This window comes from Paenibacillus sp. 01T443, assembly GCF_056398325.1.
The window spans coordinates 1-26,354 of sequence record NZ_JBFTPE010000040.1 but is presented as its reverse complement, the minus strand read 5'-3'; the positions used below and the strand labels follow the sequence as shown (position 1 = coordinate 26,354).

Genomic DNA, 26,354 nt, shown 5'->3' with positions numbered 1-26,354 from the left:
CTATTTCCTCACGCCTTCATGTTGTCCTGGTCTTCAACAAGGGTTCTCGTACTATCTCTCTGTGTTTCTGGCAAGGGTGAAATCCTGCGAATAAGCGAGCATTCGTGAGAAAACTAAATCGTACTGAGGGAGTTCAATGACATTATCCCATTCGTATCTAGATTAACCTTTTTTGATTTCTGTTAAAAATCAAGAAAATCTTAAATTGGTTAAACGATCCTCCAAAATCAAGCGCAACTCTTCAGGAATACGCTCAAACACGACTCCTTTCCCCAAAAACAAAAGCCAATCCGCGTAATAAGACAGCGCCTCAACATCGGTCACATCCAACTGAACATTAAATATCCCGCTCGATTGAAACATTCCGGTAAAGGACAAAATAATTCCCGGCGGGTGCATGCGTTTAAAGCGTTGAATCCCGGTCGTATCGAGCTTCACAACAAGATTGGACTGACGTGCACCAATCCGTTTTTTGCTTAAAATCTCTTGCTCAGAGTACTTCATTTTATGCTCAGAAATTGCAGAATCCTGCAGCAAATCAACAGGCAAATAACGAAACTCATCCGTATCAAAATCATAAACTTCGACTAGCCATTGGGCGTTCGAGTTAAAAATATGAAGCAAATAAACGTCCAGTAACTGTGGCCAGCCAAGACTCGGCTCATAATTCAAGCGTAAATGCTTATCTCGTACAGCAAGCGAAATCAACTGGTTTAGCTCCGCAGGCGCTGCATCATCGAGCTCCAAAAGATTCGGATTAGCAGGATTTGTATTTTCAAAAAGCAAGATATTATTCAGCTCGATTAGCTCGTCTTGCTGAGTTTGCGACGCGATGCCGATAAGTTTTTCAGTGATTGAGCGGCGATTTTGCAGATAAGGCAGCTGTGAATTTTTCGAAGCCATAAAACTGATAAATATCGCCTTCAGCTCATCTGGCGTGAAACGTGCTGCGGGTAAATACTGATTTTGTAGGACATTGTAGCCTCCACCGCGCCCCAGCTCGGTCGTCAGTGGAAAACCCATCGCTTGAATCTCATTAATGTCGCGGATCGCCGTCGCGCGGGAAATCTTGAACTCCCGCTGAATCTCGGCAATCGTAAAATGTGCGCGATTATTGATGTAGCGCATGATTAGGTTTACTCGTTCTGTTTTCTTCATGATTTTATTGTATCAAAAAAGTATCATTTTTTGATACATTCGGCAAATAGAATCGATCTTGTAAAAGTAATTTCACAAAGGAGAGAACAAAATGCCTAATTACTCAATCAAAACGATCTCAGAAATCTACAAAATGACTGCTTTCGGTGTTTCATTTGAGGACTTCAACGACTGGGCAGGCAATTCAGCAAAAACGGCAGCGAAAAAGGCTGAAATCACTGAAAATGGCAAGCTTGCTGAACTTCTCGCGCTGGCTGACGGGCAAGAATATCAAATCAATTATGTTATCGACGGCAAGGCTTGGCGCGGCTTCGGCGTGATGGGTGATTTCAATTTGGAAGACGCGGTCGTCCTCAATTTCCTCGCTGGCGACTACCTCGTTGTGCCTGGCACAGGCTCTGACAAAGACAGCCTTGCTGATGAAATCACAGGCAAAGTTTTCGGCGGCATGCTGCAAGAAATTACAGACTACAAATACGTAGGTCCTGGGAACTCAACATTCGTCAAAGCAGCTGAAAACGGTGAATTCTACGGTGAAATGTGGCTTCGCGTAAAAAAAGTCTAAGACTAATCTTTGTGTTAATTTGAAAGGAGCTCACATGGCAGAATACACAATTGAACACAAAAAATCATTCACATTGACCGCATACGGTTTTTCAATCCAGTCCAATTTTCAAGACATGACAGCTTTGCAACAGGAAAAAGCCGAGTTTTGGGGCAGACTCAAGGCTGACGGGCGGTTTGCTAAGCTCAAAGACGCTGCAAAAGATGATCGTGAATGGTCAGTGAACGAGGTTTATCAAGGCAAGCCGTGGAATTATTTCGCGGTAGAAGCTGGAAAGATAGTGGCTGACGCAACGCGCAATATCGAGTTTCCAGAGAGCGAGTACATCGTGGTCGCAGGAAATGGTGACAAGGAAACTTTGTTTGATCAGTTGACTTACCTTGCTTTTGGCGAAGTGTTAGCCCGAATCACTGATTATGCTTACATCGGCGGTCCAAATGCCACCTATCGCAAAGAAAACGGCGCGGGCACATTCTACGGCGAATTTTGGGTACCTGTGGTTAAAAAATAACTTTCGTCAATTTACTGTCCGGTTGCTAAATTACACTGAATCCTCATAAGCACATAAATTACTAACCTGTCTTTAGTTGAGAAAACGGCAGCTCATCATGTGTGAGCTGCCGTGCTGTCTTATTGAGCTAAAGTGTCCCTTTAGTTCAATAGGAGTTCCCTTATCTAGTAAAAAGGCAAAAGTGACTCCTAATTGCCCAAGATGATTTATAGTCCATCAACCTTCACTTTTATCATCTCATCGTATTCAGGATTCTCATTAGGACTTTACTCCGGCTACCTGCTCCCGACTCGCCCATAAGGAAGGGGATGCTATTTCAGGATGATGGTAGTTTACCCTCGAAACAGGAATACTTGCTTTACGTATCTTACAAAATGAACATCCTTGTACGATGCCATTCGTTTGTTTAGATCGCGATATTCCTCCAGTTGGTCTGAATGGTGTTTACTTCGTTCATCGATCTGCATATTAAAGTGATGAAGCTCGTTCTCAAGCCGGATTCTGGCAGCCTCCACTTCCTTCGTTAAGGAATCCAGCTCAGGATGGTACGCCTGCTTGATCACATTTAACCTTTCCTTTGCTACGGTTTTATACGTTTGTTCCGCATCGGTTAGTTTTGACTTCCGATCCTTATACTTTAACGCTATGGCGGAGATTTCACTGCGTGGAAGGACTGCAGGAATTTTAGTTCGATACCTGCGTTCGATTTTTCTTTTCCAGTCGACCAGCGCCTTCGCTTGAGATCGGCTCATGCCTACATGAACCGAACCGCCGTTTTTTAAAATCAAATATGCCCTGTCGATTTGTTTGCGGCCATAGGACTGATTGATCGTAATGTCCATAAAATCGGCCGGTGTACGAATGCCGTTCGTTCTTAAACGGCGTTTCATCTCATCGTCAATATCCGGAATTTTAGCCTGACTAAGCTTTTGTTTGATTATTTGCTCTTCCAGCCATGTTTTTTGGAACGAGGCCAGTTTGCTGGACAGCTCTGTTTTTTCCTCTTGGTCAATGGTACGTCTTTCGCCAACTAACCCGCTTAAATGAATATGAAGCTCCTTCTCCACCGCTTCCGTTTCATGCCTTTCCCGATAAGCCGCTTCCTCGAGCCTTTGTACGCAATCGTATATCAATTCCTCTTCAATTTGACTAAAATTTTGTTTAATATCGTTCAATTCGTTCAGTTCGCTTCTCAATTCGGATAGGGCAAGCTCCAGCCTCTTTATGTTTTCGTACGTGGCTCTCTTTTCCTGGACGGCGGGAACCTTCCCATAACACCAGCTTAAAAAGGCCATTTCCGTTCCAAAACCTATAATCGAACAGAAGAGTAGCGCTGCGACCGGGGCACTGCTGTACAAAGTAGCCGCGGCTGACGCTGATGCGAGTAAAATCAGGTAGGAAACGAAGCTTTCCTGCAAGAACAAATACGTTGATCGCTTCTTGTGCGGCGTCGCTTCCAACGTAATATGGTCCAAGACCCACGACGCTCCACCAGAATACAAAGTTTCTGGCGGCGATATGGCGACAGCCTTCCGCGGCTTCCGCTTTAAGAGCCGATCATACAAGACGGTTAGTGAAGTTCTAAATGCCGTATTTTTAGAGAAGGCCGAGATATGGAGGCTTGAAGGCTGCATAGCCTTCCCCTCCGAATCGGGATCGGGGAGTCTAGGCACCTCCGGCACTTCCACTGTCGCGAATGCGCGAAGGGAGTTTGCTGCCTTACGTACCGCTTCTTCTTCAACAAGCGCCAGCAATTCGAACGCCCGTGATGCATCTGGACTAACAAAGTCATTCCGTCGAAAAAGAAGGCTTTCCTCCGGCTCTCCCGCTTCAAGCGAATGCCATAATGAGGGATCGGCACAAACAGCTGCGATCGATATCCAAACTACCCATGCCGAAAAGTGATCGATATGGGGGCCGAAATGCCCTTCATTCCTTCCCGGGTGTTGATAGTTTCGATGACCGAGCTCGTTACTTGGCATGCCGTTTAAAGCGGGGACATACATCCCGTCGTAGTCGATCAGAATGATTTCATTCATGTTGATCAATATATTTCCATGCTGCAAGTCGCCATGCCCAATATTGGCCGAGCACAGCTCGCGGGTCATTATTATCCATTTATCGGAGAGTTCTTGCAGCAGGTCGGCACGATGCAAATTTCGCCCCATGTAATCGAGCAGCGACTCTCCTTCCACCCATTGCATTTTCACGATCGGAAACCACTGACCGTTAATGTTGATGCCTTCGGAAAGATATTCGAATGGGACGAGATAAGGAAGAGGATTGGAGCGTAAATGCAAGCTGATGGCATCGTAACGGATCTTCTGATCCTTTACATTGTTAGTGAAGCACCTGACCGCCCACTCTTGCTCACCGCACTTCAGTTTGTATACGCTGGCGAAGCTTCCCGATATCGGACGGGGCAGGCCGAGCTTATCTAATTCAGGGTGGCCGGCCTGCAGATCCTGGTCCTTGAAACAGATACGCGGATTTTGGATTGCTTCCCTATAATCCTGCGGAGTGGGCCAGAACATCGCCTCACTTCCCTTTAACCAGTTTTAGACGAATGAACGTAACGTCATCGTTCCTTAGATAGAAAAAGCCTTCACGGTGAGGCCGCCGTCTTTCTTCATGCACGAGATGGTTAAAGTCACGCTCGCCGGCTAGCTTATGTATTAGCCTTATCACGCTGCGATCTTCCTTGTAACGAGTCAACAGCCAACAGGCTAGGGCATCGGTCATCAACCAGAACGCGTCTCCCGCTTCGGCGGTACCGCTCCATTTGTGAACAAACGCTTTAAGCTGGACGTTATTGGCCGCGTTACTCGAGATGAGAACCGGTCGACGTTGAAAATCATCGGCTGTGCTTAAAGGAAATGAGGCGATCATCGTATCCCCTCGAACATGAAAAATACAGCTGTCGCCGACCGCGATCGCGTCAAATGCCGCGGATTCGGCATCCATCGCAAATCGAAACGTGATCCCCGCTAATGTGGAAAACGCCCCGCTGCTGAGCTTCTCTTGCGCATACCAGGGGAGACTGTTGCCGTTGGTTTTTTTCTGCCAGGCTTTCGATAATGGGGAGACTGATCTATGGATCTGCATACCGCCGAATCTGCCAAAGCAATAACCGCTTGCGAGCAAATTCGCCCACAGTTCAGCATATGAGGACTCACTAGCCCCATCGGCTATGGCGAATCTACAAATTATCGTCTCCTTATGAACATGTGTGCTGTTATGGTAAGCATCCTCGTATTCATCGCTGCGATTTCCTGCCTTCGGCAATAAAAAACATTCGCTTTCGATTCGCATAACTGAAGCCCTACCGCAGATTGGCCGGACGCGTTCCGATATCAATCGCCTGGATTACGAGAGTTAAATCCGCATTGAGCACAAAACCTCTCGCTCCATTAGAAAGATTCAAGTCGTATTCCTGATTGGCGACTCGGATCATAAAAGACGTCAGCTGACTTGAGCCTTCGTAAAGCACCTTGGAATACGCGTCGGGCAGTGCATCCGCGGTTTCTGGAAAGCGGAGCTCCACTGCGCTCGGATTATCGGAAATGTGCAGGTTGAATAGCAGTACATTTCCGTCATCCGTCGATAGCGCTCTTAGCTGTTCCATTTCAAGTGTCGGATCGCCGTCAGTCGATTCCCCGTCCGTGATATGAATGACAACCGGCGGAAAACAATGCGTGTACTCACTGATCCAATGAGTCAAAACGGTATGAGCCGTTCTCATCGCTTCGCACATCGGCGTGCCTCCGTGTGCTACGGGCTCAAACCAGACCGGAAACTTGACGAGTTGATCAACCAGCCCGCCTGCCCCATCCGGCACTTTTTTCAAACGCTTATCCAGCTTTGACGGGTTATCGGCAATTTCGCTAATCGGCACCACTTCTTTCCCCGCTAAAACACCTCCGAACGCCGGACCGACACCGGCGCCATAGCCAATTACGCCAACATGATAGTAATCACGTATCCCTTCCGACTTCGCGCACTTGATAACGAGATTTTGCAATAACCGGTTGATGGCGTCCGAAACRCTCTCGGACTTAGTGCTTGCCCCGAACGGATCAGACATCGATCCGGATTGGTCGATAATAAACAAGATACACGACGGATTCGAACGGCTAATTTCTGCTGAATACATGCGCTCACCCCTCACAATAGGTACATGTTTATTCCTATTCAAAAGGGGACAAAGTATTGACAATAAAAAAGCAGCTGGCGCAGAAGAACTGCGACAGCTGCTAAATCTATGGATTTTACCGCTCCAAAAACAGAGACGAATTGGAGGAGCCTGCAGCGAAGCAGCTCCTCTTTCTCATTGAAGTAACGGGCAGCTACGAGGTTTGAGAAATAAAAAGACTCCTTGGTATGATGTTAATGGGTCCACGACGCTGGAGTTAAGTCAGGAAAACCTGCTTTTAACTTCTTCTTCTATTCGATCAACTATGAAATCTGTATGTGATGTTGAACCTGTACTACTCATTCAGCCGTTGTACCTGGTCTATCCATTGCATAAACGATTGTACATAGCGCTGCAGATATTTGCGGGTCGTTTCATCTATGAGCTTGCGAGTATCTGAATCAATCTTATCCAAAACTTGAGATATATACATTTTTTGAGACGGCATAACATATGACTGGGTGGCATCCAACGTTTGCCTAATTTGCTGCTGCGACAGAATCGTTCCTTTTGCGCCAGGCGTTGCACCGATGACACCTACAGGCTTATGAATTAGGACGGCTGTTTTGGTTGGTGTCGATGCCCAGTCCAGTGCATTTTTTAGTACACCCGGTATTCCTGAGTTATACTCTGGGCTAACGATGATGATTCCATCTGTCTTTTGAATCGCCTCACGATAATGCATAACTGGGTCTGGCCCTTCTCCATGATCCAAATCCGCGTTATACAAGGGAAGATTCCCAATCGATATGTATTCATATTTCGCGGAATCAACGAGTTCAGGGATCGTATTCGCAATCATTTGATTAAACGAATTTCCTCTTAAACTACCAATAATAATCCCTATTCTTTTCAAATCAGCCAACCTCCTCATAGAATTTAGAAGCCATTTTCATTCAATCATATAATATTTTCCACATTTTGTGTGGAATGGCTTTAGTTTATAGTGCTTTATACATAATTGTATTTATTCTGCCCGTGAGCACAGTAAAGCTGCCGACCTAAGTGCCTGTTGACAAAAAAACAGGCCCCTACTATGAAGTTTAATTCGCAGGACAAACAAAATCAACTCATTGAAAAAATTACCACTCATCATCTGGTCGTCGGCATCGACATCGCTCAGCAAACCCATGTGGCACGGGCTGTTAACTTTCGAGGGATCGCGCTTGGTCATCCCTAGTTAACAAAAGGGGAATCATATGCGGAAACCAATTTTTTTCATTTTAGCACGGGAAGGGAATGACTTATTTTTTTATCCTCGAAAAATGGATCAATATAGTGTATGACACCAAATACAAAACCTTGGTATATAAGCTCATGAATACTACGGCAGCACTTTTGTATTAGAATGGACTACATAGTACTGCATGATTTCTCTGTCGGGAATGGGACAATGTTCTTATCATCCGACATTTTATCTCATCCCAAAGTATGGATCTTCAACATGCCCATCTAGTTCAGCAACTGTTTCTTGAATAGTGGCTCTTATTTCATTAGCCAGATCCTCATCTAATAAACTTTTTACGTGCTCATACGCTTTAACTAATCCTAATCGACCAATAATTAATGTTATAAGATCTACTACATTAAATGATTCTTTATTACACTTACTAATTATCCAATTTTCAACCTCATTCTTCACAATATTGTCCAATAATTCATACGTATGCCACTGTCTATCTGATAATTCTAGCAAAGCCTCTAAAGTCTCTTCTACTTCATTAGTTTGTGATTTTGTTTTTAAGATGAATTCTTCAAACAGCTCCTTCAAACGAGATGAAGGCATAGAATCGGGTAAGGATCTATAATGTTCCAACAAGTGTAATTACCTCCCAAAATCAACAGGAATGTGAGTAATATTACTTTTAATAGCTACCTCAGCAGCTGATATCTCACCACCACTACTACCATTACTTTTACTGATGCTGTTACTACTACTACCACTCGTTCGATTACTGCTGCCACCGCCTTCAATGCCCAACCTTTGGAACTGCTGCGAGGTGATGAAAAATTCCCGTTTCCAAGGCTTTTTAATTTGGGTTTTATACTTTTGTCGAGACCTGTGGGATCAGGAGCTGCCGCAGCAGCTCCTTCTTCGTTTGTATAGGGTCCTTCATTGAACTATCGTTACCCGTTAGCGTAACGCAAGTCCATAATGTAATCGTAAGCATCTTCAATTGTCCGCAACTTTATCCGGTTTGTCATTTCAGTTGAGAACAGTGAGATTTCATCTTCTCTTTCTAAAATGCTATTCCTAAAATTGAGTTCATAATCGTCTAAAAATTCTTCCTTTGTTTTGTAAAAATCAAATCTCTCAAGAATATATAATTCTTTAAAGCATAGAAAAAGTGAAAGAAAATCACATAAATTATTTGCCACCAATTTCACCTGATGTTCAAAAAGCATTGGTTGAATAAAAATTATTGGAGCTTCTTCAAGTGTTGATACTGAATCACTTTTTGTTAAGAAAGCAAAATGGTCCCCACCCATTCCTGTATGTCCAAACACAACAGCGTCTTCAGGTGTACAATCATAGCCAAAATCGCTGTTGAAATTCAGATATATCCCTAAGTAATCTTCTATTCCTCTGCGTGATTATTTTGTGAGATTTGATCAATATCATATAGGCTGCTAAGCGTTTTAGGCATTTCATATCCTCTAACCATTAGAAATACATCTCCTTAGCAATTATTGAACTATCGTTCCCCGTTAGCTTAACAAAGAAAGGAGCAGCTGCCGCAGCAAACTACTCCATGTTTGTTCAACTATCGTTTCCCATTAGTTTAATAAAGTATTTCAGTTTTTTTATGACTTTTGGGACAGCCCATTGCAAGATTATAGCGCTTACCAAGGAGTGTCAGAAGCGTTCATTCTAACTTGTCCTTTGGGCACATTTCCTCCACCGTAAATAGTCACTGAGTAAGCACCTGAAGGAACAAGTGGATTACTATCATTATTTATAAAATTTACTCCTACTCCATCTGCTGCAACGGTTTTATTAAAGATAATTGTTCCCTTAGTCTTATGCTTTACTTCAACTCTAAAAGATGATGCCCCTGTATTTTTTACGTACAAGTTAATATGTGGATATCCAATCTCTATATTCCATGAAGTATTTGGGTCTGCTATAGTATTATTTAATAAACTCCAATTTAGTGTATTGGCTTGGAGTGCCAAAGGAACAATTTGCTCATTTCCTTCTGTGGATGTTTTATAGCCATTTGCCGAAACAGCAATAGCAACTCCAGTAATAAGAGAAATAGATAATACACTAGTACCAATAATCTTCATAAATTTGTTTTTCATTCTCTTAACTTCCTCTCAATATAATTAATAATTTTTAAACACGCTAAGCATCATAACATAAAGAGATTCATTCTTAATATACCATTTACCACATTAACCTGCCTGTTAGCTTAACGAAAAATGGAGCAGCTGCCGTAGCAAACTGCTCCTTATTTGTTGAACTATCGTGTCCCGTTAGTTGAGACCATCATTAACCAATGGGTTATTTTCGACTGAATCGCGATGTAACACACTTTCAATAAGCCGCTCATTCTATGTCCCTTTCCCTATGTTTATGAGGTAAGCAGACGAATTTCTTTTGCTTTATGAATCAACCGTGAATCTAATATTTTATTCATACTTTCGGCTTACTCGAGCGTTATTTTCACTTTCGGGCTCCCCGTGAGATCATGTACGCTCAACACTTTTTCGTCGCTGTCATTTACAATCCGCGTCTTATCTGTGAGAGTGATTGTGCATATATAGCCGACATCAATGATAGCTCCGTGTTTGCCCTTGTTGACGGCATCGGAGCAATTGACTGTCATTGAGTCACCCTTCACTTTATCGACGGTAACATATTGGCGCCGTCCATTATCCCATCCTGTCCGCTCACTCCTTCGTCCGTTACACTGCTAACCGAGGAATCGATAAGTTCAATTTGTGGTTCTGAGGAGCAAGCAGATAAACAAAAACTAACACCATTGACACACATAGTAAAATGCTTCTCTTCATTCCACCCTCATTAAGTTCCACATTTATTATGCTATCCTTCTACATTACATTGATCGCAATGCTATTCCGCACCAATGTTCAGATATCCTTGTACTCCGCTAATCTGCCCGTTAGCGTGGAAAAGGCAGCCGATCATCATGGCCGGCTGCCGTGGTATATTATTCAGCTATCGTTACCCGTTAGTTCAACAACTAAACGCATTTTTATTTACTCTTGAATAATAGAAGACAAGATACTATCTGAGTACTCCAACCAATTAAACATAAAAGTATCTACGTTCAAAGGTTTTATTGTTTCTCCATCTTCAAGACAAAAGTTACTCCAGATAATATTTTCTCCTTCACGCCTTATGGAAACTGTAATCGCCCCACAGCCCAAGTCAGCACACATGGGGCATACAAAAAGAAAATATCTCCCACTGTCCAATTCAGAAGGAGTCTTTAGCAACAACTTTTCCATTTCCTCTTGTTGAGCTTCCTCTTCCTTATGTTGGAGCACAGATATAAAATCGTAAGACTGAAATCGAGTATAAAGTGATTTGCCATCGACAATAAAATCAAAAAACTCGGTATTGTGCTCACATTTAATGATTTCACCATCAACATATCTATCTACAAACCCATGTCTGGTCTTTATCTCACATTCTATTTTGTTCATTACAGCAACCCCCTTTAATAAACGGCTCTTGGTTATTCAAATATACAGTATTCCACGCTAAACTGCCCGTTAGCTTAATGACCCACCAATAAAAATAACGAAGGACATAACACATGATAGTCCGAGTGTAATAACTATTGTGACTGCACTCCTTATCATCGTTTTCAAGTTTCGTATACCAGAAATTCCAAATAAACCAATTATAAAAGTGAATATAGTAAGACCCAGTACGATGTTCAAGGGATGTGTCCCTAAAAGGGCTAAAAGGTCAAATATTCTTGAAAAAGAAACCAAAAGAAATAATGCAAGGCAAATTAGGGACAGGAAAAATGACCAAGTGTTTATTGTCTTCCTCATTCTTAAGCCCCTTTCCCAAAGATATTATTGAATGAACCTGATTAGCTAAGTCTAATAAGTTGGTCTCATTTAAACTCGATTAAAGTTTTCATCGAAATGGCAGCCAAGTATTCGGCTGCCGTTTTTTCGTGCTTATTGAGCTATCGTTACCCGATAGCTTAATCCTGTTTTCTCAATAATTCATTGATAATTTTTGTTTATTCAGCATAACCGACTATCTTTGATGCCTCTTGAATTCTTAATACTTTACCAATCCATAACGTTCGCGGATATATCTCAGGGGATATAAAAGTAATTGTCCCCATTACAGTCTCACCTGGTTGTAGAACAGCATCTCCATAATAATGATGCTCTCCCGTCGTTAGGTAATCATCTCTAATCAAATGTGCCGGGCGGTATCCTGAGTAAACAGGTTTATTTTTCCCTCGGCCGTTTCCATCGCTTTTTATTATGGTTATTTTTGCTTCAATATCATGCATCTGCTTGCTCCTCTTAACTTCTTATGCAAACTAACGTACCCGTTAGTTCAATGAAATCTTCCATTTAAGGTGTTCAAAACTCGTCGATCAATGAAATTCCTTTTGTAATCCGCATTCGACTATCTTGCAAAAAATCTCGTGTCCAATCGTCTGGTTGACTTAAATCCCAGCTTCGGTGCATACCGACGAATACGATAATTTCTCGTAATCTAAGAAAGAGCCCAAGCTGTTCCTTCCAGCCGTCAGGCATTTGACGGCCATCCTCTGTATAGCCTTGCTCGAAATGTTTAGTGAAAAGTTCATACTGCACCTTTCGTTCGGACTTCGAATCTTCCCCGAATACATATAATAAGTAATATAGCTGGATGGCAATGTCTTCGATAAACCAACTGTACTGGCATTCGTCGAAGTCGAAGAGCGTTATTCCCCCAGATTCATCAACTGTAAAATTTCCAACATTGATATCCCCATGAATTAAACCGAAATTATCAGCAGTAACAGGCAGGCTAGCCAACTGTGATTTAAGTTTATCAAGGGCAAGAAGAATTGGTTGTTGCTCTGACGGTATATAATTTCTGGCCCGTAAGAGGTATTCATTACTCTCCCAGGTATGTCTTTTGGCCGTAGGTTTGTACTGCTTAGTAAGATCATGGAGACGGCCGGTCATGCGTCCGCATTGTTCATAAAGTATGGTATTACCTAGGCATTCTGGGTATCCAATTTTTCTACCGGGTGCATATCTGAAGGAGGTCACGTAGAAATCAATCATATTACCTTGAATTCGTTCCATGTCCTTTCCATCAACCGACGATATCGAATTTGAGACCGACAAACCATTCTCAGAAAGATATCGAATCCATTCTATCTCAGCTGCAAGTCCGTGCCACGTGCGAAGAGTGCTCGGGGTAAAACGGAGAATGTATTTCAATTCATCGCGATTATAGGAATAAATAAAGTTCTGAAAGCCTCCAATGAAAGTCAGCTCCTTCGGGCTGACGCCAAACAGCGCAGCACCTTCTATGGCATGTTCGTCCAGGAACATTGATTTTATTTTTGGGTCCATGAGTTCTCCTTGGTAATTGAGTCGTGATTGAACAATCGAATGAAATTTTCCCACAAACTCCGGTTATTACCTCAATTTAATAAAATGAATGCCTGGTGACATGTGAAAGCCTCACTTTCTAGAAATCTTTATTCCATAGCAATCATACTAATCCTGATTTTTACAGTCAACGAAAATTGGTTGAACAATTAAGTTAACCTGCCCGTTAGCTTAATAAAATGAGCAGGCCGCCGCAGTGCTTGCTCATCCATATGTAAATTCAACTATCGTGTCCCATTAGTTAACCATGAATTATGAAATAACCTCTATGTTAAGGTTTTTAGCTGAGATCGAGAACTCCAATAAAGGACCATCTAATAACAGCTGAAGTTCAAAACCTGTTTCTGTGAGGTAAACTTCATCATAAAGCCAAACACTACCTATGCTTAAGTTTGTAGGCTGTATCTTCTCCACTCCCGTAAAGGTTAACTTAACATCCGTTAAATAATGATAGCCGCCCCTACAGTCCAATGTCATGATAAACGTTTCCTTCAAAGGCATCTCAATCGAAGTTACTCGTGCATCGTGTAATGTCTTTTCAAACAACTGAATAACATTCTCTGGAAGTGAGCTTTTTATGGAATTATAGTAGTTCTGATAGGTAATCCCATTTGCTTTCGTTCGTTCATCACACTCCAATCGCCATTGGTCGGCCATTTTTCTAAGTTCTTCAGAAGGAAATTGTGAATTTAACGTTCCGTCTTGAATATAGGGATGAAAGAATGCTGGGAGATATTTGACTAACTCAGCTCTTTTATCCTCCAAGTGGTTCTTACAAATGTCTTTAAAGTCCAAACCCTCAGATACATACCAAGCAATGTCTTCTTCCCATTCTTTCTTCGTTTCATGAAAAGTCAAAAAACTTGATATCTGTATTTCTTCAAACCACACTTTAGTGAAATATTTCATTAGTTCCTCCTAGTATAGTTCACTCACTAAACATACGACTTGTATATATGTTTTGTTGCGCTAACCTGCCCGTTAGCATAATGAAACAGCCGATCAATGTGGTCGGCTGCTCCCGTGTTTTTATTGAACTATCGTTCCCCGTTAGCTCAATGCTAAGGTTGCACCTTTAGAAGAAGTATTGCTTCATGCTTATAATTTTCGAGGTCGTTTTCTTCATCCACCCACACGGCTTCATTCGGTCTTAGCTGATAAAAACGAGCTACAGCTTCTGTACCATCAAGTTCACAACTCACTACAATATTAAACGCTTTCCCTGGGTAGTTATTGCGGAGTGCTGTTTCCAATGCGTCAATTATATCTAATGCTATAGATAGGTTCTCTCTCTAAGTGCAAATGGTTTACTGACGCATCGCAATCAGTATGATCGGAGTAAGTTGTTTTATCGAAACTGCTGGGAAGATCACTTGCAAAACTGCTGATCAAAACACAGCCGTCCCATTCAATAAAGTGGGTGTACTCATCGTTATCAGAAGTCCCTGAAGGTTTGTTCTTATGTAATAATGCTGACATACTGACATCGCTTTATTAACTTTCATCGTAACCTCCAGATTAGTTGAATTCGTGTATTCATACTTAAGCCTTATTACCTTCCTGCCCACACTCTCTGCCTGTTTTTCCTCATACATTAAGAATTCATTTATGCTGATTGTTTCAGCGGAACTAAGTTAGTAAGCGCGAATCGGAGAGAGCATATCGTTCTGGAGAAACAATTGAGGAATAGCGGCTAGTGGATTTCCTCTGTATACATTTCTTCAATGTGCTTAATAATAAGATTGGAGGATAACATTGCGTTCATAATATCTTATATTCATTCTTCCCCGCCAAACATTCGATAATTATTCTTTAGATAGTGACATAACGAAAGTAGATTGGGATTACGGGCAACGGTAACGTTGCGCTGGATTGACCACTTTAACGGCGTTGCAACGAAGTATCTGCAACATTATTTGGCTTGATTCCGTTATCTAGACAGCAAGGAATATGAGAACACAACGTCGAATAAGAAAAATATGTTGGTCGCTTCGTGTCTATTTACTGTAAATGAGACAAACAATAATCTTCGACGAACGGTTTCTTCATGCTGAACGGGCAGGTTTGTTTGAAAAGGAGATTACGACTTTGGTGAATGAAGTTGTGAACACCACTGTTATAGAAGAGCTCTTGAAATCAATACCTGATTAGAAAAAGGACGCACAGAATGCGTCCCTTTTCTTATCTTACACGGCGTGCAGTAGTATAATGATCTTTCCAATATCCATAGGTCAGGTTACTGAATCCAACCTTATTTATCGGGGAACTATGAATGAAACGGCCATTCCCCATATAGATCCCTACGTGGTTGATTCTTCCATCATTATTTGTGTCGAAAAATACAAGATCACCTTTTACTAGATTGCGCTTGGCTACGTAATAGCCCCTTTTGGCCTGATCACGGCTTGTACGAGGCAAATATTCACCTTCACGCATAAATACCAGCTTGGTGAAAGAAGAGCAATCAGCGTACCTGTAACCGGTATTCCACGGCTCAGCACCAAAATCGTACTTGAAGTCTCCAAGGTAATTATCGGCTCGGCTTGCGATCTCTTGACCGGTAGCTGCGAACGTCAATGTTCCGACCAGCAGCGATCCGACCAGCAGCGAAGTGGTTGTACTAACTAGCTTTTTGAACATTCGTTTTCACTCCTTGTCTGTAATGTATTTGCATAGCTTTGATACTGTGCGGTGAAATCCTAAGTATCTCAGCTGAAGGATAACTCCCCGTGGTGCCTAACCAATGGTAACATAGATGGAAAAGAGGCTAAACCCCATAGAATTTACCAAATCAATTTTAGTAAATGTAGCCTCAAACGAACGAACACCTTGAAAACACTGACTAAATTAAAACTGAACACTACCGGAAGTCCATAGGGATATTCCAGAAATTACTTGCAATCGGTGTTAAATATCGCCTTCATTTCCAAACTTTAGTGCCGAAATATCCAATAATATCATTTGGGATCAGTTAAAATTATTGTTTTTTGCTACGAGCAGGAGTTATAAATTGGAATATTATGTATGAAAAAAACGGAGATTGGATGTTATACTAACGGTAGACGATAGGAGGGATACAGTGTTCCAAGTATATGAACTCAAGGATAAAGTCGAACAAATTGAAAACGCTGTCCAAATGTTCTGGAGCCAATGGGGAACCGATAATAATTATAAGTTTTATTTTCTATCACAGAATCTCTAATCGAGAAGGTATTGCGGCAGTAACTGCATCATTAATGGATTTTATTGCAATAAAGGCGCCTGCGGCAGCTCTTTTGGTATTTAACTATTGTACCCGTTAGTTCAACAGGCTGTCTTCCTTAACCGAAAATTGTCTTTTGTTTCATCAATATTATTCCTTCAACTGCCCTACGCATATCCATTTCATTGACTCTGCGTATTTTAAATGGTTCCATAAAGTCTTGAAATGTCGGCAGAAATACCTTACCTCTGGGACATAGAATATATCCCTTCCCACCTACACCAACCATGAAAGAAAATTTCTCATTTTGTTTCGTCGTTAAAGTTACTGAAAATGGTCCCCCTTTTGGCATTGGACCGTAATACGGTTTTATATCTTCCTTTCTTGCTGTTCGTAATATCTTGATTAGTGATTCAATCTCATTTCTTGTGAGTGTCCATTGAAGCCCCGGACCCCATTTTACATGCGCAGATTGGATTTCATTTGAAGTTAATCTAAATGCACGCATATCATTTTCACTTAGAGGTGCATTAGATGGAGTTGAATCAGCAAAAACAGAGGAAGAACTAATCAAAAAGCAGATAATTAAAATCGAGTACAACGTTTTCTTCATTTTTCACCTCATTGTTTTTTTGGGATAGTTTTCCCTAAATGAGGAAAATCATTACGCTATCCTGCCCGTTAGTTGAGAAGACGGCAGCCACATCACCGGCTGCCGTCTCTTCGTAATTATTTATTGATCTATCGTTCCCCGTTAGTTGAGTAATAAAATCAATCTACAAATACTATATTTCAACCCTCATCGACGAATATGACGAGTCGATTCTCTTGCCACCGAAATGGTAAGCCAGAACATAACTAAAGCAAGCACTGGATGAACCGCCCCTGCACCTGGAACATTTGCCGTAAAGTATTGGGCAAAGATAAGAGCGAATATGGCTGCACTTTTCCAACACAATGTATTCGGGAGCCTACCAGTAAAAGCAAGGATTAACATTAACAACGGTAAATACTCAAACAGATGTACAAATATGGTGTGATCCTTCCAATGTGAAGGATCGGTAAAAACAGACATTCCAGCTAAAAACGTTTGCAAGATTACACAACCAAGAATAAGCCACGCCAAAACCACAAAAACATATCGAGAAACTTTGGCTCCCCCACCTTTACTCTTCTTCATGGATTTCCCCCATTCATCATTTCCCTTTTCCCGGCAATGATTTAGTATAATGGATAATATTAAGTCTCAACACAGACAATGGTAGGGTTTCTCCCTAGACTTAAGTCGAAAGTTCCGCTATCCTGCAGCCCTCAATATAAAAGCCCTCACAGTGAGGGTTTTTAATTTACACCCTACTAATTGTCAAACCAAAAGACCATGCGAACATTCTCAGGCTCGTCAATTTTACTCAGACGTGGGATAAAGTCACTCACAAAAGGGATAACCAACTCTTCATAAGGAAAGATTTCTTCGTTGTCATCCTCCATTGTTTGTTGCCAATCATATTCGAGAAGTTCTTTTAAAGTGAGCCAACTTCTTGTGTGAGCGTCCCCATTTTCTTCATCGCTTTGTTTCTTTAACTCTGGGCTAACATCGTAAGGCAGTCCCTTTGGCAGCGATATTGGTTGAATATTATATCGATTTCTTACATTAGCTAAAATGGCAAACAGTAGATAATTTCTATCTGTCCAGTATCTTTTACTAAGCCTCATTCCCTCTGAGGGAGTGTCATATATCCATTCATCTACGCTAATCCATTCATTCATCTTTGAATTATCACTTTTAAAAGTTTTTTGCTCGATATATACTTGAATGTCTGTCCCCAATTTGTTCCCCTACTTTCATCAAAGAAGTTCGCCCAAAGTTCATTAACCTCCCTAATTTTAACACATATTGGAACTATCCTGCCCGTTAGCTTAATAAAGAAATGGAGCAGCTGCCGTAGCAAACTGCTCCTTGATCGTTCAACTATCGTGTCCCGTTAGTTGAACAATACACAATCAAATGACACCGTTTTCTTTAATGCTTTTTAGAAGACATACTAAAAACGATGACCCCAGAATTCCACGATGCTTCACCAGTTAGGGACGCTCCAGCCCAGATTCTATTTCTAAACTTTTTCAGTTCCTATCAAATCTTCCCAGAATCCCATTACATCTTCAATATACTCAACATCCAATAACGCTCCGTATTCATTGATAAACAAAGTAATTTTTACATCCTCCTTTGAAATCTCATCTATCTTTTTATAGTTCAGTTCCAGCAGAGTATCATGTACCATTTTGCAAAGCTCTATAATAATTGCTCTTCTGTCCCGTAAGTGTGCTCCGATGAATACCGCATCCACAAGATTAATTGCCGCTTGAATAATACTCTGAATCCCCCAATGGTCACCTTCGAGCAGTATTGCTTCTGCCATTTTGTTCTCATTATTTCTTACCAATCCTAATAAAACGTATGCTTTCGCGCCTGTATGCCCTAACCAAACATATTCGGTATATTTCGATCGTGTTGTAGATCCAATTACATTACAAGTGACTTCAGCTGCTGATTCAATCAGCAATGGGTACTTGCTCGTAACCTCCAGCATATTCAACAACACCACTTCATAAGATCCTGAATATTCCTTTACTTTAAACATCTTTATCTTCACCATTTGCCGGAAACAAAAAAAGCACCGTGCCGAATAAAAGGGATACTCCCTAATTATTCGGACGATGCTTTCGCCGGTCATGTTATTTGATTACTTTAATGATAGCAGATTCTATACACGTTGCTAGGGGTCACTTCCTCAAACAGTTAAAAATGAAGAAGAGGCAAACTGGCCGGGACTGTCGCCTAACCGCCCCCCACTGAATACATCTGAAGTATAAGATAATTCAGGAGAGGATGTTGGCCGTGCAAGCTGTTCCTCATGATCTCGTTCAAGGATGGATCGCCTACACGTCGAACCGTGGCGGAACGTTCGACATTTGGCTGTACCGACCGCAGGACGGTTATAATTTTCAACTTACACAGGGGCTTGGTTCGGAATTTTCCGTTCCCTATTGGTCTCCGGACAGCAGGAGAATTGCTTTCATCGGCATTGGCAACGTGGTCCACCTGCTGGATACCGTCACGCTCGCCATCGCCCGGATCGACCAAATTGAACCCTCCACGCTGCTGGACTGGTCCCCGGATAGCCGTTTTCTCGCGTATGTCAAAAACGAGCGAATCGTCATCTATGATACTTTCTCACATAACAACTATGCAATCCCGGAGCTGGGCGCCAGCGATGTCCAGTGGTTCCCTTCGGGTACGGAGCTTCTGTTCGCGGCTCCGGATTCCAACGGCATCACCCAGCTCTTCCGCATCCAGACAGATGGCACACACCGGAGACAAATCACTCAAAATACGGATGGACCGCTCCATAACGTTTGGCTTTCCCCGGACGGAACCTTTGCGCTTTATACGTTCCCCGGTGTCAGCATCTCTATCGTTTCGACGGTGGATCTGGCCACCGGCACCATCTACACTTTGGAAGGCGGAACGCTAGCCAAAAACTATTTTCCGGCATGGTCCCCTGACTCCCGGAGCATCGCCTATAGCGCAACTGCCTATAAGGAACCGAATTATTATTCTATCATCCAAATCGATACCCGTACTGCTCAGAATCAGAGGACGTTGGCGGCTTCAGACTGTTTCGCCACTCCTCTCGGCTGGTCGCCGGACGGCAGCAAAATCGCTTATTTATCAGGATGCTCAGGTGCAGAAAGCGCAAGTCAGCTCTGGATTGTCGATATCAGGGATCCTATGCCGGTGAACGTCCTCAGTGGCGGCCGTATTTCCTCCCTGCAGTGGTCTCCTGGCGTCAGAAGGGTTCCGGAAAACATCTACACAAGCTTTGTATACCGAGTATCCTTTCCGTATCCCGCAAACTGGCGCCGAGTCAGCGAAGAGAGGTACGAAGGGCCAGGCGGTTTTTTCCAGGTTTCCGCGATTTCAGCAGGCAACCGGATTGCCGATGTTTGTAGTTCCGAGGCCTTTCATTCCTTGATGCCTTACGGCTCTTCTCCGCGGATTGTCATGATGAGGATACAAATCCGTGAGGCTTGCTTCATCTTTCCGTCGGCCGACCAACCAGCGGAGATGAACAAACAGGCTGCCCTCATCGTGAAATACCCCTGCCCTATACAAATCGGGGAAACGTACTACAATTATTTTATCCTGTGGGCCGACGTCAACCACATCCGACAAATTGGCGGGCAGCTGTCGTTCCTTTAGCCTACCTTCATTGATGACTGGTTTTTTCGATACATAAGATAATTATGTGTTGAAACGTGTTGTTGAGCTAAAAGGGCAGTTTAATTGAGTGTTCGATAAAGATCCATAAATTTTTCTTGTAATATGATAAAGATAAGGCGAGACTATCGGTTCTCGCCTTATTCCCAGCTTACTTATCGGTTATATTCGAAACGTGTTCCTGCTAATGAACGCCATACATCATCGCACTCCAATAGGGTCTCCACATCCAGCGGTTCCCCCTCAATCGAAGCAATATTGTGCTCGATCTGTGCCAGCCGGCTTACCCCAATAATTATACTTGTCACGGATTCTTGCGCTGCGCACCATTTCATCGCAAGTTGCAGGATACTTAGTCCGCATTTGGCAGCAATCTGAGTAAGCTTGTCGGCCGCGGCAAAGTTCTCAAGTTCTCATCTGATAAGTACCCATTAAAGTTCTGGTACAAAGGCTCTCGTCCCTTTTTGTAGAAATCGTCGATATGTCTGAGCAGCCACTTAGGTGACTACTCATTACTCCCAACCCTTCAAATTATATCCCTAAAATCCGCTGAAAAAACAAAACAAGCCTATAGCGATCACAGCCACGGATCCGACCGAGACAGCGCGGGGATATGTCCGATAACGACGCAGAAGCACAAGCAAAGGGAAAACCAAAGAAATGATGATGATTTGTCCGATCTCCACCCCGGCATTGAAAAATAGCAGGGAAGATAACAAGCTTTCTCGAGAAAGCTCCATCTCTTGCAAAATGCCCGCAAACCCGAATCCGTGCACAAGACCGAAAAGTAGCGTAACGATCGTACGGTGCTTCGGATCTTTGGTGAATATATTTTGAGCCGCCACAAAGACGATGCTTGCGGCAATGGCTGACTCTACCCATCGTCCGGGCAATTGAACCACACCAAAGGTGGCCAGTCCCAGCGTTACGCTATGCCCGACCGTGAACGCCGTAACCACTTCAACGACACCGGCCAAGCTTCTGGCAGCCGGAAGAAGGCAAAACACAAACAGGATATGATCGTACCCGGTAAAGATATGCACCGTACCGAGGTAAATAAATTGCCACGCTTGACGCAGCCAATTGCGTTCACCTACGACCAGTTCCTGGTTCGTAATGTTGAAAATGTACTCCTGGTCCCCTTGGGGTCCGTTAATTTGAGCGATATTCGAATGGGACTTATTAACGTCCTTAATAAATACATCATAATTGATACGGGTGGAATCTCCATCTCCGGAATAAACCAATTGAAATCTGACCAACGGCACCCCGTCAACCCTCTCGATGCTTGTGCCGACAAGTTCAGGCTCGACGGGCACCTCGTCACGGTATATCTTAACCCCAGATGCTACATAATCGAACGCCGCCTCCGTGTTGGCGTCAACCGCTTGTTGAAGATCTTCAACCGGCGGTGAAGACATCAAATCAACAGGCAGTGGAACTACACTCGCTAAATTGTTGAAGTCCAGGAGCAGTTCTACATATACCTCATTCGACTCAATTTGCACATCCATGTACCCGTTTTCCATGGCATGCGCGCTTGCGGGTTGGGGGAACGGCACGAAAATCGGCACCGTTAGCGCAAGAGCCGTAAACAAAGCGGTAATTAACATTTTGATCCTTTTCATAGTCGATCCTTCCTTGTATAACATTCTCGATGCTTTACGAAAAGCAATAGAGATGGAGAGCGCGTCTCCATCTCTATTATTGTGATTTTAGACGAATAAAACTTACTTCTTCTTTTCAATCATCTGCTTCTTACCGTTAGGAAGCTTGCGGATCTCGAACTCGTCGAATTGTTTGCCTGTTGCCGTCCGTGCATCGTATCGGAGAACGTCTCCATCGACATGAATAAGCTGGTACAGCTGGGTATTTGCGATTGCTTTGTCCACCTGCGCACCGTTCTTATCCCAAACTTCCGAGGAAGAATCATACATTTTTGGACCGGAAACCGAGTTCACGAATACCGTGGTGCTGTCGTTATCTACTACTTTCTGCCCGGACTTTTGGTTCACAACTTGGCCGCGCGCATACGTGTGATCGTGTCCTTGGAGCACCAAATCAACGTTATATTTCTGAATGATTGGAAGCAGCTTGTTCCGAACTTCCGCGTTGTCGCGTCCCTCTGCGCTGGAGAAGATCGGATGGTGGAACGTGAGAACCGTCCATTTATTCGGATTGTTCGCCAACGTTTGATCCAGCCACGTTACTTGCTTGTCGAGGCTTTCACCTCGGAGATTCGTGTCGAGCGAGACAATGCGCATACCTTGATAGTCAATGTAATATACATTCTCCTTGAATAAGGCTTCATCCGGACCGTTCTCCGGAAGGGCAAACGTCGGGCGCCAGAAAGGCGTGAGGCCGGTAGGAGTATTAGTTGAGATTCTAGAATACTCGTGGTTGCCCGGAGTCGGAATGCTCGGCACCATGCCGTTAAGCCATCCGCCTGCTTTAAACCACTCGCCCCATTGATCGTCGGCGTCGCCTTGATTGATCAGGTCGCCAGCATGGACGATAAAGCGCGCTTCCGGCAGGTCGGAGTACGCGTTACGGATCACGCGGGACCAGTGCTCCAAAATATCGTTTTGAGCGTCTCCAACATATAAGAACGAGAACGGTTCTGCTTTGGCGGAAGCCGTGGTAAACTCAAACCATTCGCTCCAGTTGACCCCGTCGCCTACGCGATATAGGTATTTTGTTTCCGGCGAGAGGTTTTGGAAGTTGACCGAATGATATTTCTGCGAGTAGTTCAAGTATGTAGCAAGTTCGGAAGTACTCTCGGCTGGAACAGTCACTGCATTATCCTTAAAATCGGAGTTGTCGGTTGCCAGTGCGATTTGGGCTTGTGGCGTGTTGACGTTAACATCCGTACGCCAGGTTACGGCTTGAGTAGTCGCAGTATCGCCCTTCCAAGTCAGGACAATCCTATCGGGTTGCAGGGACGGTTTGTAGATTTCTGCGGTAGGCATCTTCGTCGCTATTTGCTCTGCCACAACATTGACAGCAGGAACAGCCAGTATTGCAGCGGACAGCAGAAGGGTTGTACGAATCCAACGCTTGTCAGTCCATTTTTTAAACATTATTAACTTCCTCTCTAAAATATGATTTTGATTACGAGGTTCATCATACTTTAAGAGTGTAAAATGAATGTAAACTTAATGTTATTAATTGGTGAAGTGAGAGTGTCCTATTACATCAATGCTTATCTACCGATTTTAAGTTGCGAAAGTTGTGATAGTAATATAGTTCAACAAAACAACGGCAGTTCAGTTCTTTTTTTCTCGTCTCTGGCTGCCACTGTCTCTATTATTGTGGTCAGTCTAATACTTATTTTACGAAGCCTGTCGGTTTTGAAATTAGAAAAGCCGTATAGGATCAACACAGCCAGTCTAATACTATATTTTATTTCTACATCTTTTCCGTCTTCATCTACCAATCCAATTCAGCGACGAAGGCTAGCACCCTTGTCCTAAAACTAGTGAGAATACCATAGGATAGACTAATCAATTTATGGAGGTGGATTTATTTGTTAACTGCCAAAGAATTTGCTGAATACATATTAAAAATGGAAGGCATCAAAGACTGCTTAGTTAAACCAACGAATGGAATTGGCAGCAGGGCCAGACCTAGGTTGTTAAAAGGAGGAATGAAGATACATTTAAAGGAATTCGACAAAACAGATTGCGAATCGTTCTACGTTGCTGCTCATGAAGCCGCTCACGTGATTAACATTAATAATAATGAATCATTTTTTAATAATTACTGGCTTATGCGAAATTTCATCATTTTCTTTGCTACTACTTATCTTTTGTTTACATTAGAAAATATCCTTTTTGGCCTTCCGTTTTTCAGCGTGATAAAACCTTTTCTGGTATCTGCCATATGTTTTCTTTTTTTCATTACTTCGAGATTTTATATCCCAGATGAAAGAAACGCAAACAGAACGGCCGCAAAAATGATGAAAAAACACCTCACAGAGGCACTTTTTGAATATCAAGACCATAGAACACCTAGCGAACTCTTTGACGATATCGACGGGTTCATTAAGAAAAAGGACACCTCTATCATCAGGATCAGTCGATTGATGGGTTATGTAATTCCTGCTGTGCTGTTACTCGAACTGTTGCCTAGATAGAGATCAAAAGACCTGCTTTAACTTTATCTATTGGAGAATGATATAAATTTCTTGTCAAAATCATAAATTTCTCATCAATTGCAGATGACAGTAACTTTAACTCATTAAATAAACCTATATACGCGGTTCATAATGAGATTATGTTCTTGGCACCCGACAGTTGCGGATGTCGGAGGACAAGAACATATATCCATTAGCACTTCTTCCCTTATAAAGAATGCCCCCCGTTAACTGAACACCTGGAAAACAATTAGACATGGAAATAAGAAACGCCTCCCTAGAGAGGCGTTTCTTTCATTATGTAGATTGCGGCTTTGTACTCCATCTACGGCTTCTTAAGCGCATATATTCTTGTCACTTGACATCTCCTTCTGTATGCCTCGCCAAGAACCCGTCCAAGATCTCGGCCATCGTCCCGTTTTCCAACGGTCCTTTCAGTTCGTTTCTAACCAGCAGCAAAGCAGCAGCAGGAGGCATATGGATTGTTCGTAGCGCTTCGATCAGAGTATTCTCTTCGTCACTTAGTCGTTTTATGTATTGTAACTCTATCGGTTCAGGTGTTATCACCAGTTTCACTCTCTTTCCGGGGGTGGTTTTGTGTTCCTCCAAGCAAACGGCGTCATAAAATACTAAATTTCCCCGTTTGGACCATGTTCTTGCCAGACTTCCTGGCGAAATAAGAGGAAGTGCTGTCACACTTCCCCTTTACCCAATAGAAAGACACCGGTATCTGCAGTATTGGCATATTTAATCGCTATTAACCCAAAGGAAAGTGCTTGTCAGCATGTCCAAGAAAGGGACAATCTGGTCCGTTACAAAGGGTCGAAACGCCCGATGGAGAAAAGTGGAGCATGAGGAGGGCTTGGAGGAGAGAGCTGTGTCTGCAGCTCTCTTTTGTTATGTCCTATGGTAACTGCAAAGCGGTGACATGTTTCTTTGCATCGTCGTATTATTAGACTAATGCACGGGCAAATCACATTTCCCAGACATACAATCATATATCTAAATCTGCGGGAGGCATTAACGATTAGCATGAATAAAAAATCAAAGAAATTAACATCAAAGAAATTAAAACCATACATTCGTTTACACGGTGAACTTATTAACAGCTCATTTAATGAGCTCGAGCTTATGGAACCATATCCAAATACGTTTTCAAACTCTCTACCCGATCATATGCTTAATTTCTTATCATCGGGGTTCTCGAAAAAAAAATGACGGCCTGGCATCTTAACACCCACTCATTTACACCATTAGATACCAGCGCGTGTGATGCAGCTAGATTAAGGCGGCAAGCCGCATATGTTCTAGAAATCAAAAAATATAATTGAATTTAGTAATTGAGGCGATGGAAGGCGAGCATCGCTCAACTCAAGAACGAGCTAATAATGTGTAAGCCTCTTTTTTGTCTTGAGAAAATATAGTGTTAGAAGTTGCTGTATTATTGAACTATCGAAGCGGCAGCCCTTCAGCATTGAACTATCGTTACCCGTTAGAATTCCTGTAAAACGAATAATTTGGAGTTTGAACAAAAACGAGCGCCTCTGTACGATGGGGTTACGCACGAGGTCAATTGCCTCAAAAAACCCATCAGGAGGTCGCTCTACTATGAAGTTTAAGGCACAAGACAAGCAAAATCAACTCATTGAAAACATTACCGTTCATCACCTTGTCATCGGCGTAGATATCGCCCA

The 26,354-nt window shown here is 42.8% G+C and carries 24 protein-coding genes and 3 pseudogenes; 6 read left to right on the top strand and 21 right to left on the bottom strand.

The genetic code is table 11. From position 1 onward, the window contains the following. Window positions 1–189: 189 nt before the first annotated feature. Complete coding sequence (locus AC1DLI_RS33120; protein ID WP_477609781.1) at window positions 190–1,158, bottom strand: helix-turn-helix transcriptional regulator; 969 nt, start codon at window positions 1,156–1,158, stop codon at window positions 190–192. Window positions 1,159–1,249: 91 nt separating this feature from the next. Between AC1DLI_RS33120 and AC1DLI_RS33115 the strand changes: the two genes are divergently transcribed. Both AC1DLI_RS33115 and AC1DLI_RS33110 read left to right on the top strand, forming a co-directional pair. Then, a complete protein-coding gene (locus AC1DLI_RS33115; protein ID WP_477609779.1) occupies window positions 1,250–1,723 on the top strand; it encodes a hypothetical protein in 474 nt (157 codons plus the stop codon). Between the two features lie 34 nt (window positions 1,724–1,757). After that, window positions 1,758–2,234, top strand: coding sequence for a GyrI-like domain-containing protein (locus AC1DLI_RS33110; protein ID WP_477609777.1), 477 nt, complete (start codon window positions 1,758–1,760; stop codon window positions 2,232–2,234). 332 nt (window positions 2,235–2,566) lie between these two features. Here AC1DLI_RS33110 and AC1DLI_RS33105 read toward each other — a convergent pair whose 3' ends face one another. From AC1DLI_RS33105 to AC1DLI_RS33090, 4 genes are all read right to left on the bottom strand, one after another. Then, a complete protein-coding gene (locus AC1DLI_RS33105) occupies window positions 2,567–4,768 on the bottom strand; it encodes a hypothetical protein (protein WP_477609775.1) in 2,202 nt (733 codons plus the stop codon). Window positions 4,769–4,772: 4 nt separating this feature from the next. After that, window positions 4,773–5,546, bottom strand: a complete 774-nt coding sequence (locus tag AC1DLI_RS33100) for a protein phosphatase 2C domain-containing protein (RefSeq protein WP_477609773.1) — start codon at window positions 5,544–5,546, stop codon at window positions 4,773–4,775. A gap of 10 nt (window positions 5,547–5,556) precedes the next feature. Next, on the bottom strand, window positions 5,557–6,387 hold the full coding sequence (locus tag AC1DLI_RS33095; RefSeq protein WP_477609771.1) for a vWA domain-containing protein: 831 nt from the start codon (window positions 6,385–6,387) through the stop codon (window positions 5,557–5,559). 334 nt (window positions 6,388–6,721) lie between these two features. Continuing rightward, on the bottom strand, window positions 6,722–7,282 hold the full coding sequence (locus AC1DLI_RS33090) for an NADPH-dependent FMN reductase (protein ID WP_477609769.1): 561 nt from the start codon (window positions 7,280–7,282) through the stop codon (window positions 6,722–6,724). 180 nt (window positions 7,283–7,462) lie between these two features. Between AC1DLI_RS33090 and AC1DLI_RS33085 the strand changes: the two are divergent. Further along, window positions 7,463–7,603: pseudogene (locus AC1DLI_RS33085) on the top strand (IS110 family RNA-guided transposase); the annotation flags it as partial. Window positions 7,604–7,840: 237 nt separating this feature from the next. On the opposite strand, the gene AC1DLI_RS33080 reads toward AC1DLI_RS33085, so the two are convergent. The 8 genes from AC1DLI_RS33080 to AC1DLI_RS33045 form a co-directional block, all read right to left on the bottom strand. Further along, complete coding sequence (locus AC1DLI_RS33080; RefSeq protein WP_477609767.1) at window positions 7,841–8,245, bottom strand: hypothetical protein; 405 nt, start codon at window positions 8,243–8,245, stop codon at window positions 7,841–7,843. A gap of 308 nt (window positions 8,246–8,553) precedes the next feature. After that, window positions 8,554–8,934: a hypothetical protein gene (locus tag AC1DLI_RS33075; protein WP_477609765.1), complete on the bottom strand. Its 381-nt coding sequence runs from the start codon at window positions 8,932–8,934 to the stop codon at window positions 8,554–8,556. A gap of 336 nt (window positions 8,935–9,270) precedes the next feature. Then, a complete protein-coding gene (locus AC1DLI_RS33070; protein ID WP_477609763.1) occupies window positions 9,271–9,732 on the bottom strand; it encodes a hypothetical protein in 462 nt (153 codons plus the stop codon). 347 nt (window positions 9,733–10,079) lie between these two features. Next, entirely contained in the window at window positions 10,080–10,259 is a 180-nt protein-coding gene (locus AC1DLI_RS33065; RefSeq protein WP_477609761.1) for a hypothetical protein, read from the bottom strand. A gap of 394 nt (window positions 10,260–10,653) precedes the next feature. Beyond that, window positions 10,654–11,103 carry a hypothetical protein gene (locus AC1DLI_RS33060; RefSeq protein ID WP_477609759.1) on the bottom strand — a complete coding sequence of 150 codons (450 nt, stop codon included), beginning with the start codon at window positions 11,101–11,103 and terminating at the stop codon, window positions 10,654–10,656. A 554-nt stretch (window positions 11,104–11,657) separates the two neighbouring features. Further along, window positions 11,658–11,939, bottom strand: coding sequence for a hypothetical protein (locus AC1DLI_RS33055; RefSeq protein ID WP_477609757.1), 282 nt, complete (start codon window positions 11,937–11,939; stop codon window positions 11,658–11,660). 73 nt (window positions 11,940–12,012) lie between these two features. Further along, on the bottom strand, window positions 12,013–13,002 hold the full coding sequence (locus AC1DLI_RS33050) for a phosphotransferase enzyme family protein (protein ID WP_477609755.1): 990 nt from the start codon (window positions 13,000–13,002) through the stop codon (window positions 12,013–12,015). 291 nt (window positions 13,003–13,293) lie between these two features. Continuing rightward, window positions 13,294–13,950 (bottom strand): DUF4085 family protein, encoded by a 657-nt coding sequence (locus AC1DLI_RS33045; RefSeq protein WP_477609753.1) that lies wholly within the window; start codon window positions 13,948–13,950, stop codon window positions 13,294–13,296. 956 nt (window positions 13,951–14,906) lie between these two features. Here AC1DLI_RS33045 and AC1DLI_RS33040 point away from each other — a divergent pair. After that, a pseudogene (locus AC1DLI_RS33040) lies at window positions 14,907–15,051 on the top strand (IS1595 family transposase); the annotation flags it as partial. Window positions 15,052–15,222: 171 nt separating this feature from the next. Here AC1DLI_RS33040 and AC1DLI_RS33035 read toward each other — a convergent pair. From AC1DLI_RS33035 to AC1DLI_RS33015, 5 genes are all read right to left on the bottom strand, one after another. After that, window positions 15,223–15,681 carry a C40 family peptidase gene (locus tag AC1DLI_RS33035; RefSeq protein WP_477609751.1) on the bottom strand — a complete coding sequence of 153 codons (459 nt, stop codon included), beginning with the start codon at window positions 15,679–15,681 and terminating at the stop codon, window positions 15,223–15,225. Between the two features lie 680 nt (window positions 15,682–16,361). Further along, entirely contained in the window at window positions 16,362–16,856 is a 495-nt protein-coding gene (locus AC1DLI_RS33030; RefSeq protein ID WP_477609749.1) for a hypothetical protein, read from the bottom strand. A 186-nt stretch (window positions 16,857–17,042) separates the two neighbouring features. Then, window positions 17,043–17,423 carry a DUF6220 domain-containing protein gene (locus AC1DLI_RS33025; RefSeq protein ID WP_477609747.1) on the bottom strand — a complete coding sequence of 127 codons (381 nt, stop codon included), beginning with the start codon at window positions 17,421–17,423 and terminating at the stop codon, window positions 17,043–17,045. A 176-nt stretch (window positions 17,424–17,599) separates the two neighbouring features. Next, window positions 17,600–18,070, bottom strand: coding sequence for a hypothetical protein (locus AC1DLI_RS33020; protein WP_477609745.1), 471 nt, complete (start codon window positions 18,068–18,070; stop codon window positions 17,600–17,602). Window positions 18,071–18,354: 284 nt separating this feature from the next. Further along, the gene (locus AC1DLI_RS33015) at window positions 18,355–18,885 is read right to left on the bottom strand and encodes a hypothetical protein (RefSeq protein ID WP_477609743.1); all 531 of its coding nucleotides are present in this window, start codon (window positions 18,883–18,885) and stop codon (window positions 18,355–18,357) included. A gap of 248 nt (window positions 18,886–19,133) precedes the next feature. Between AC1DLI_RS33015 and AC1DLI_RS33010 the strand changes: the two genes are divergently transcribed. After that, the gene (locus tag AC1DLI_RS33010; RefSeq protein WP_477609741.1) at window positions 19,134–20,507 is read left to right on the top strand and encodes a hypothetical protein; all 1,374 of its coding nucleotides are present in this window, start codon (window positions 19,134–19,136) and stop codon (window positions 20,505–20,507) included. 173 nt (window positions 20,508–20,680) lie between these two features. Here AC1DLI_RS33010 and AC1DLI_RS33005 read toward each other — a convergent pair. The 3 genes and pseudogenes from AC1DLI_RS33005 to AC1DLI_RS32995 all read right to left on the bottom strand — a co-directional run. Then, window positions 20,681–20,917 (bottom strand): annotated as a pseudogene (locus AC1DLI_RS33005) (aldo/keto reductase); the annotation flags it as partial. A gap of 147 nt (window positions 20,918–21,064) precedes the next feature. Then, complete coding sequence (locus tag AC1DLI_RS33000) at window positions 21,065–22,153, bottom strand: HupE/UreJ family protein (protein WP_477609739.1); 1,089 nt, start codon at window positions 22,151–22,153, stop codon at window positions 21,065–21,067. A 102-nt stretch (window positions 22,154–22,255) separates the two neighbouring features. Next, window positions 22,256–23,605: a purple acid phosphatase family protein gene (locus AC1DLI_RS32995; protein WP_477609738.1), complete on the bottom strand. Its 1,350-nt coding sequence runs from the start codon at window positions 23,603–23,605 to the stop codon at window positions 22,256–22,258. A gap of 446 nt (window positions 23,606–24,051) precedes the next feature. Here AC1DLI_RS32995 and AC1DLI_RS32990 point away from each other — a divergent pair, with 446 nt between their 5' ends. Next, window positions 24,052–24,660, top strand: a complete 609-nt coding sequence (locus tag AC1DLI_RS32990; RefSeq protein WP_477609736.1) for a zinc metallopeptidase — start codon at window positions 24,052–24,054, stop codon at window positions 24,658–24,660. Window positions 24,661–26,354 lie beyond the last annotated feature (1,694 nt).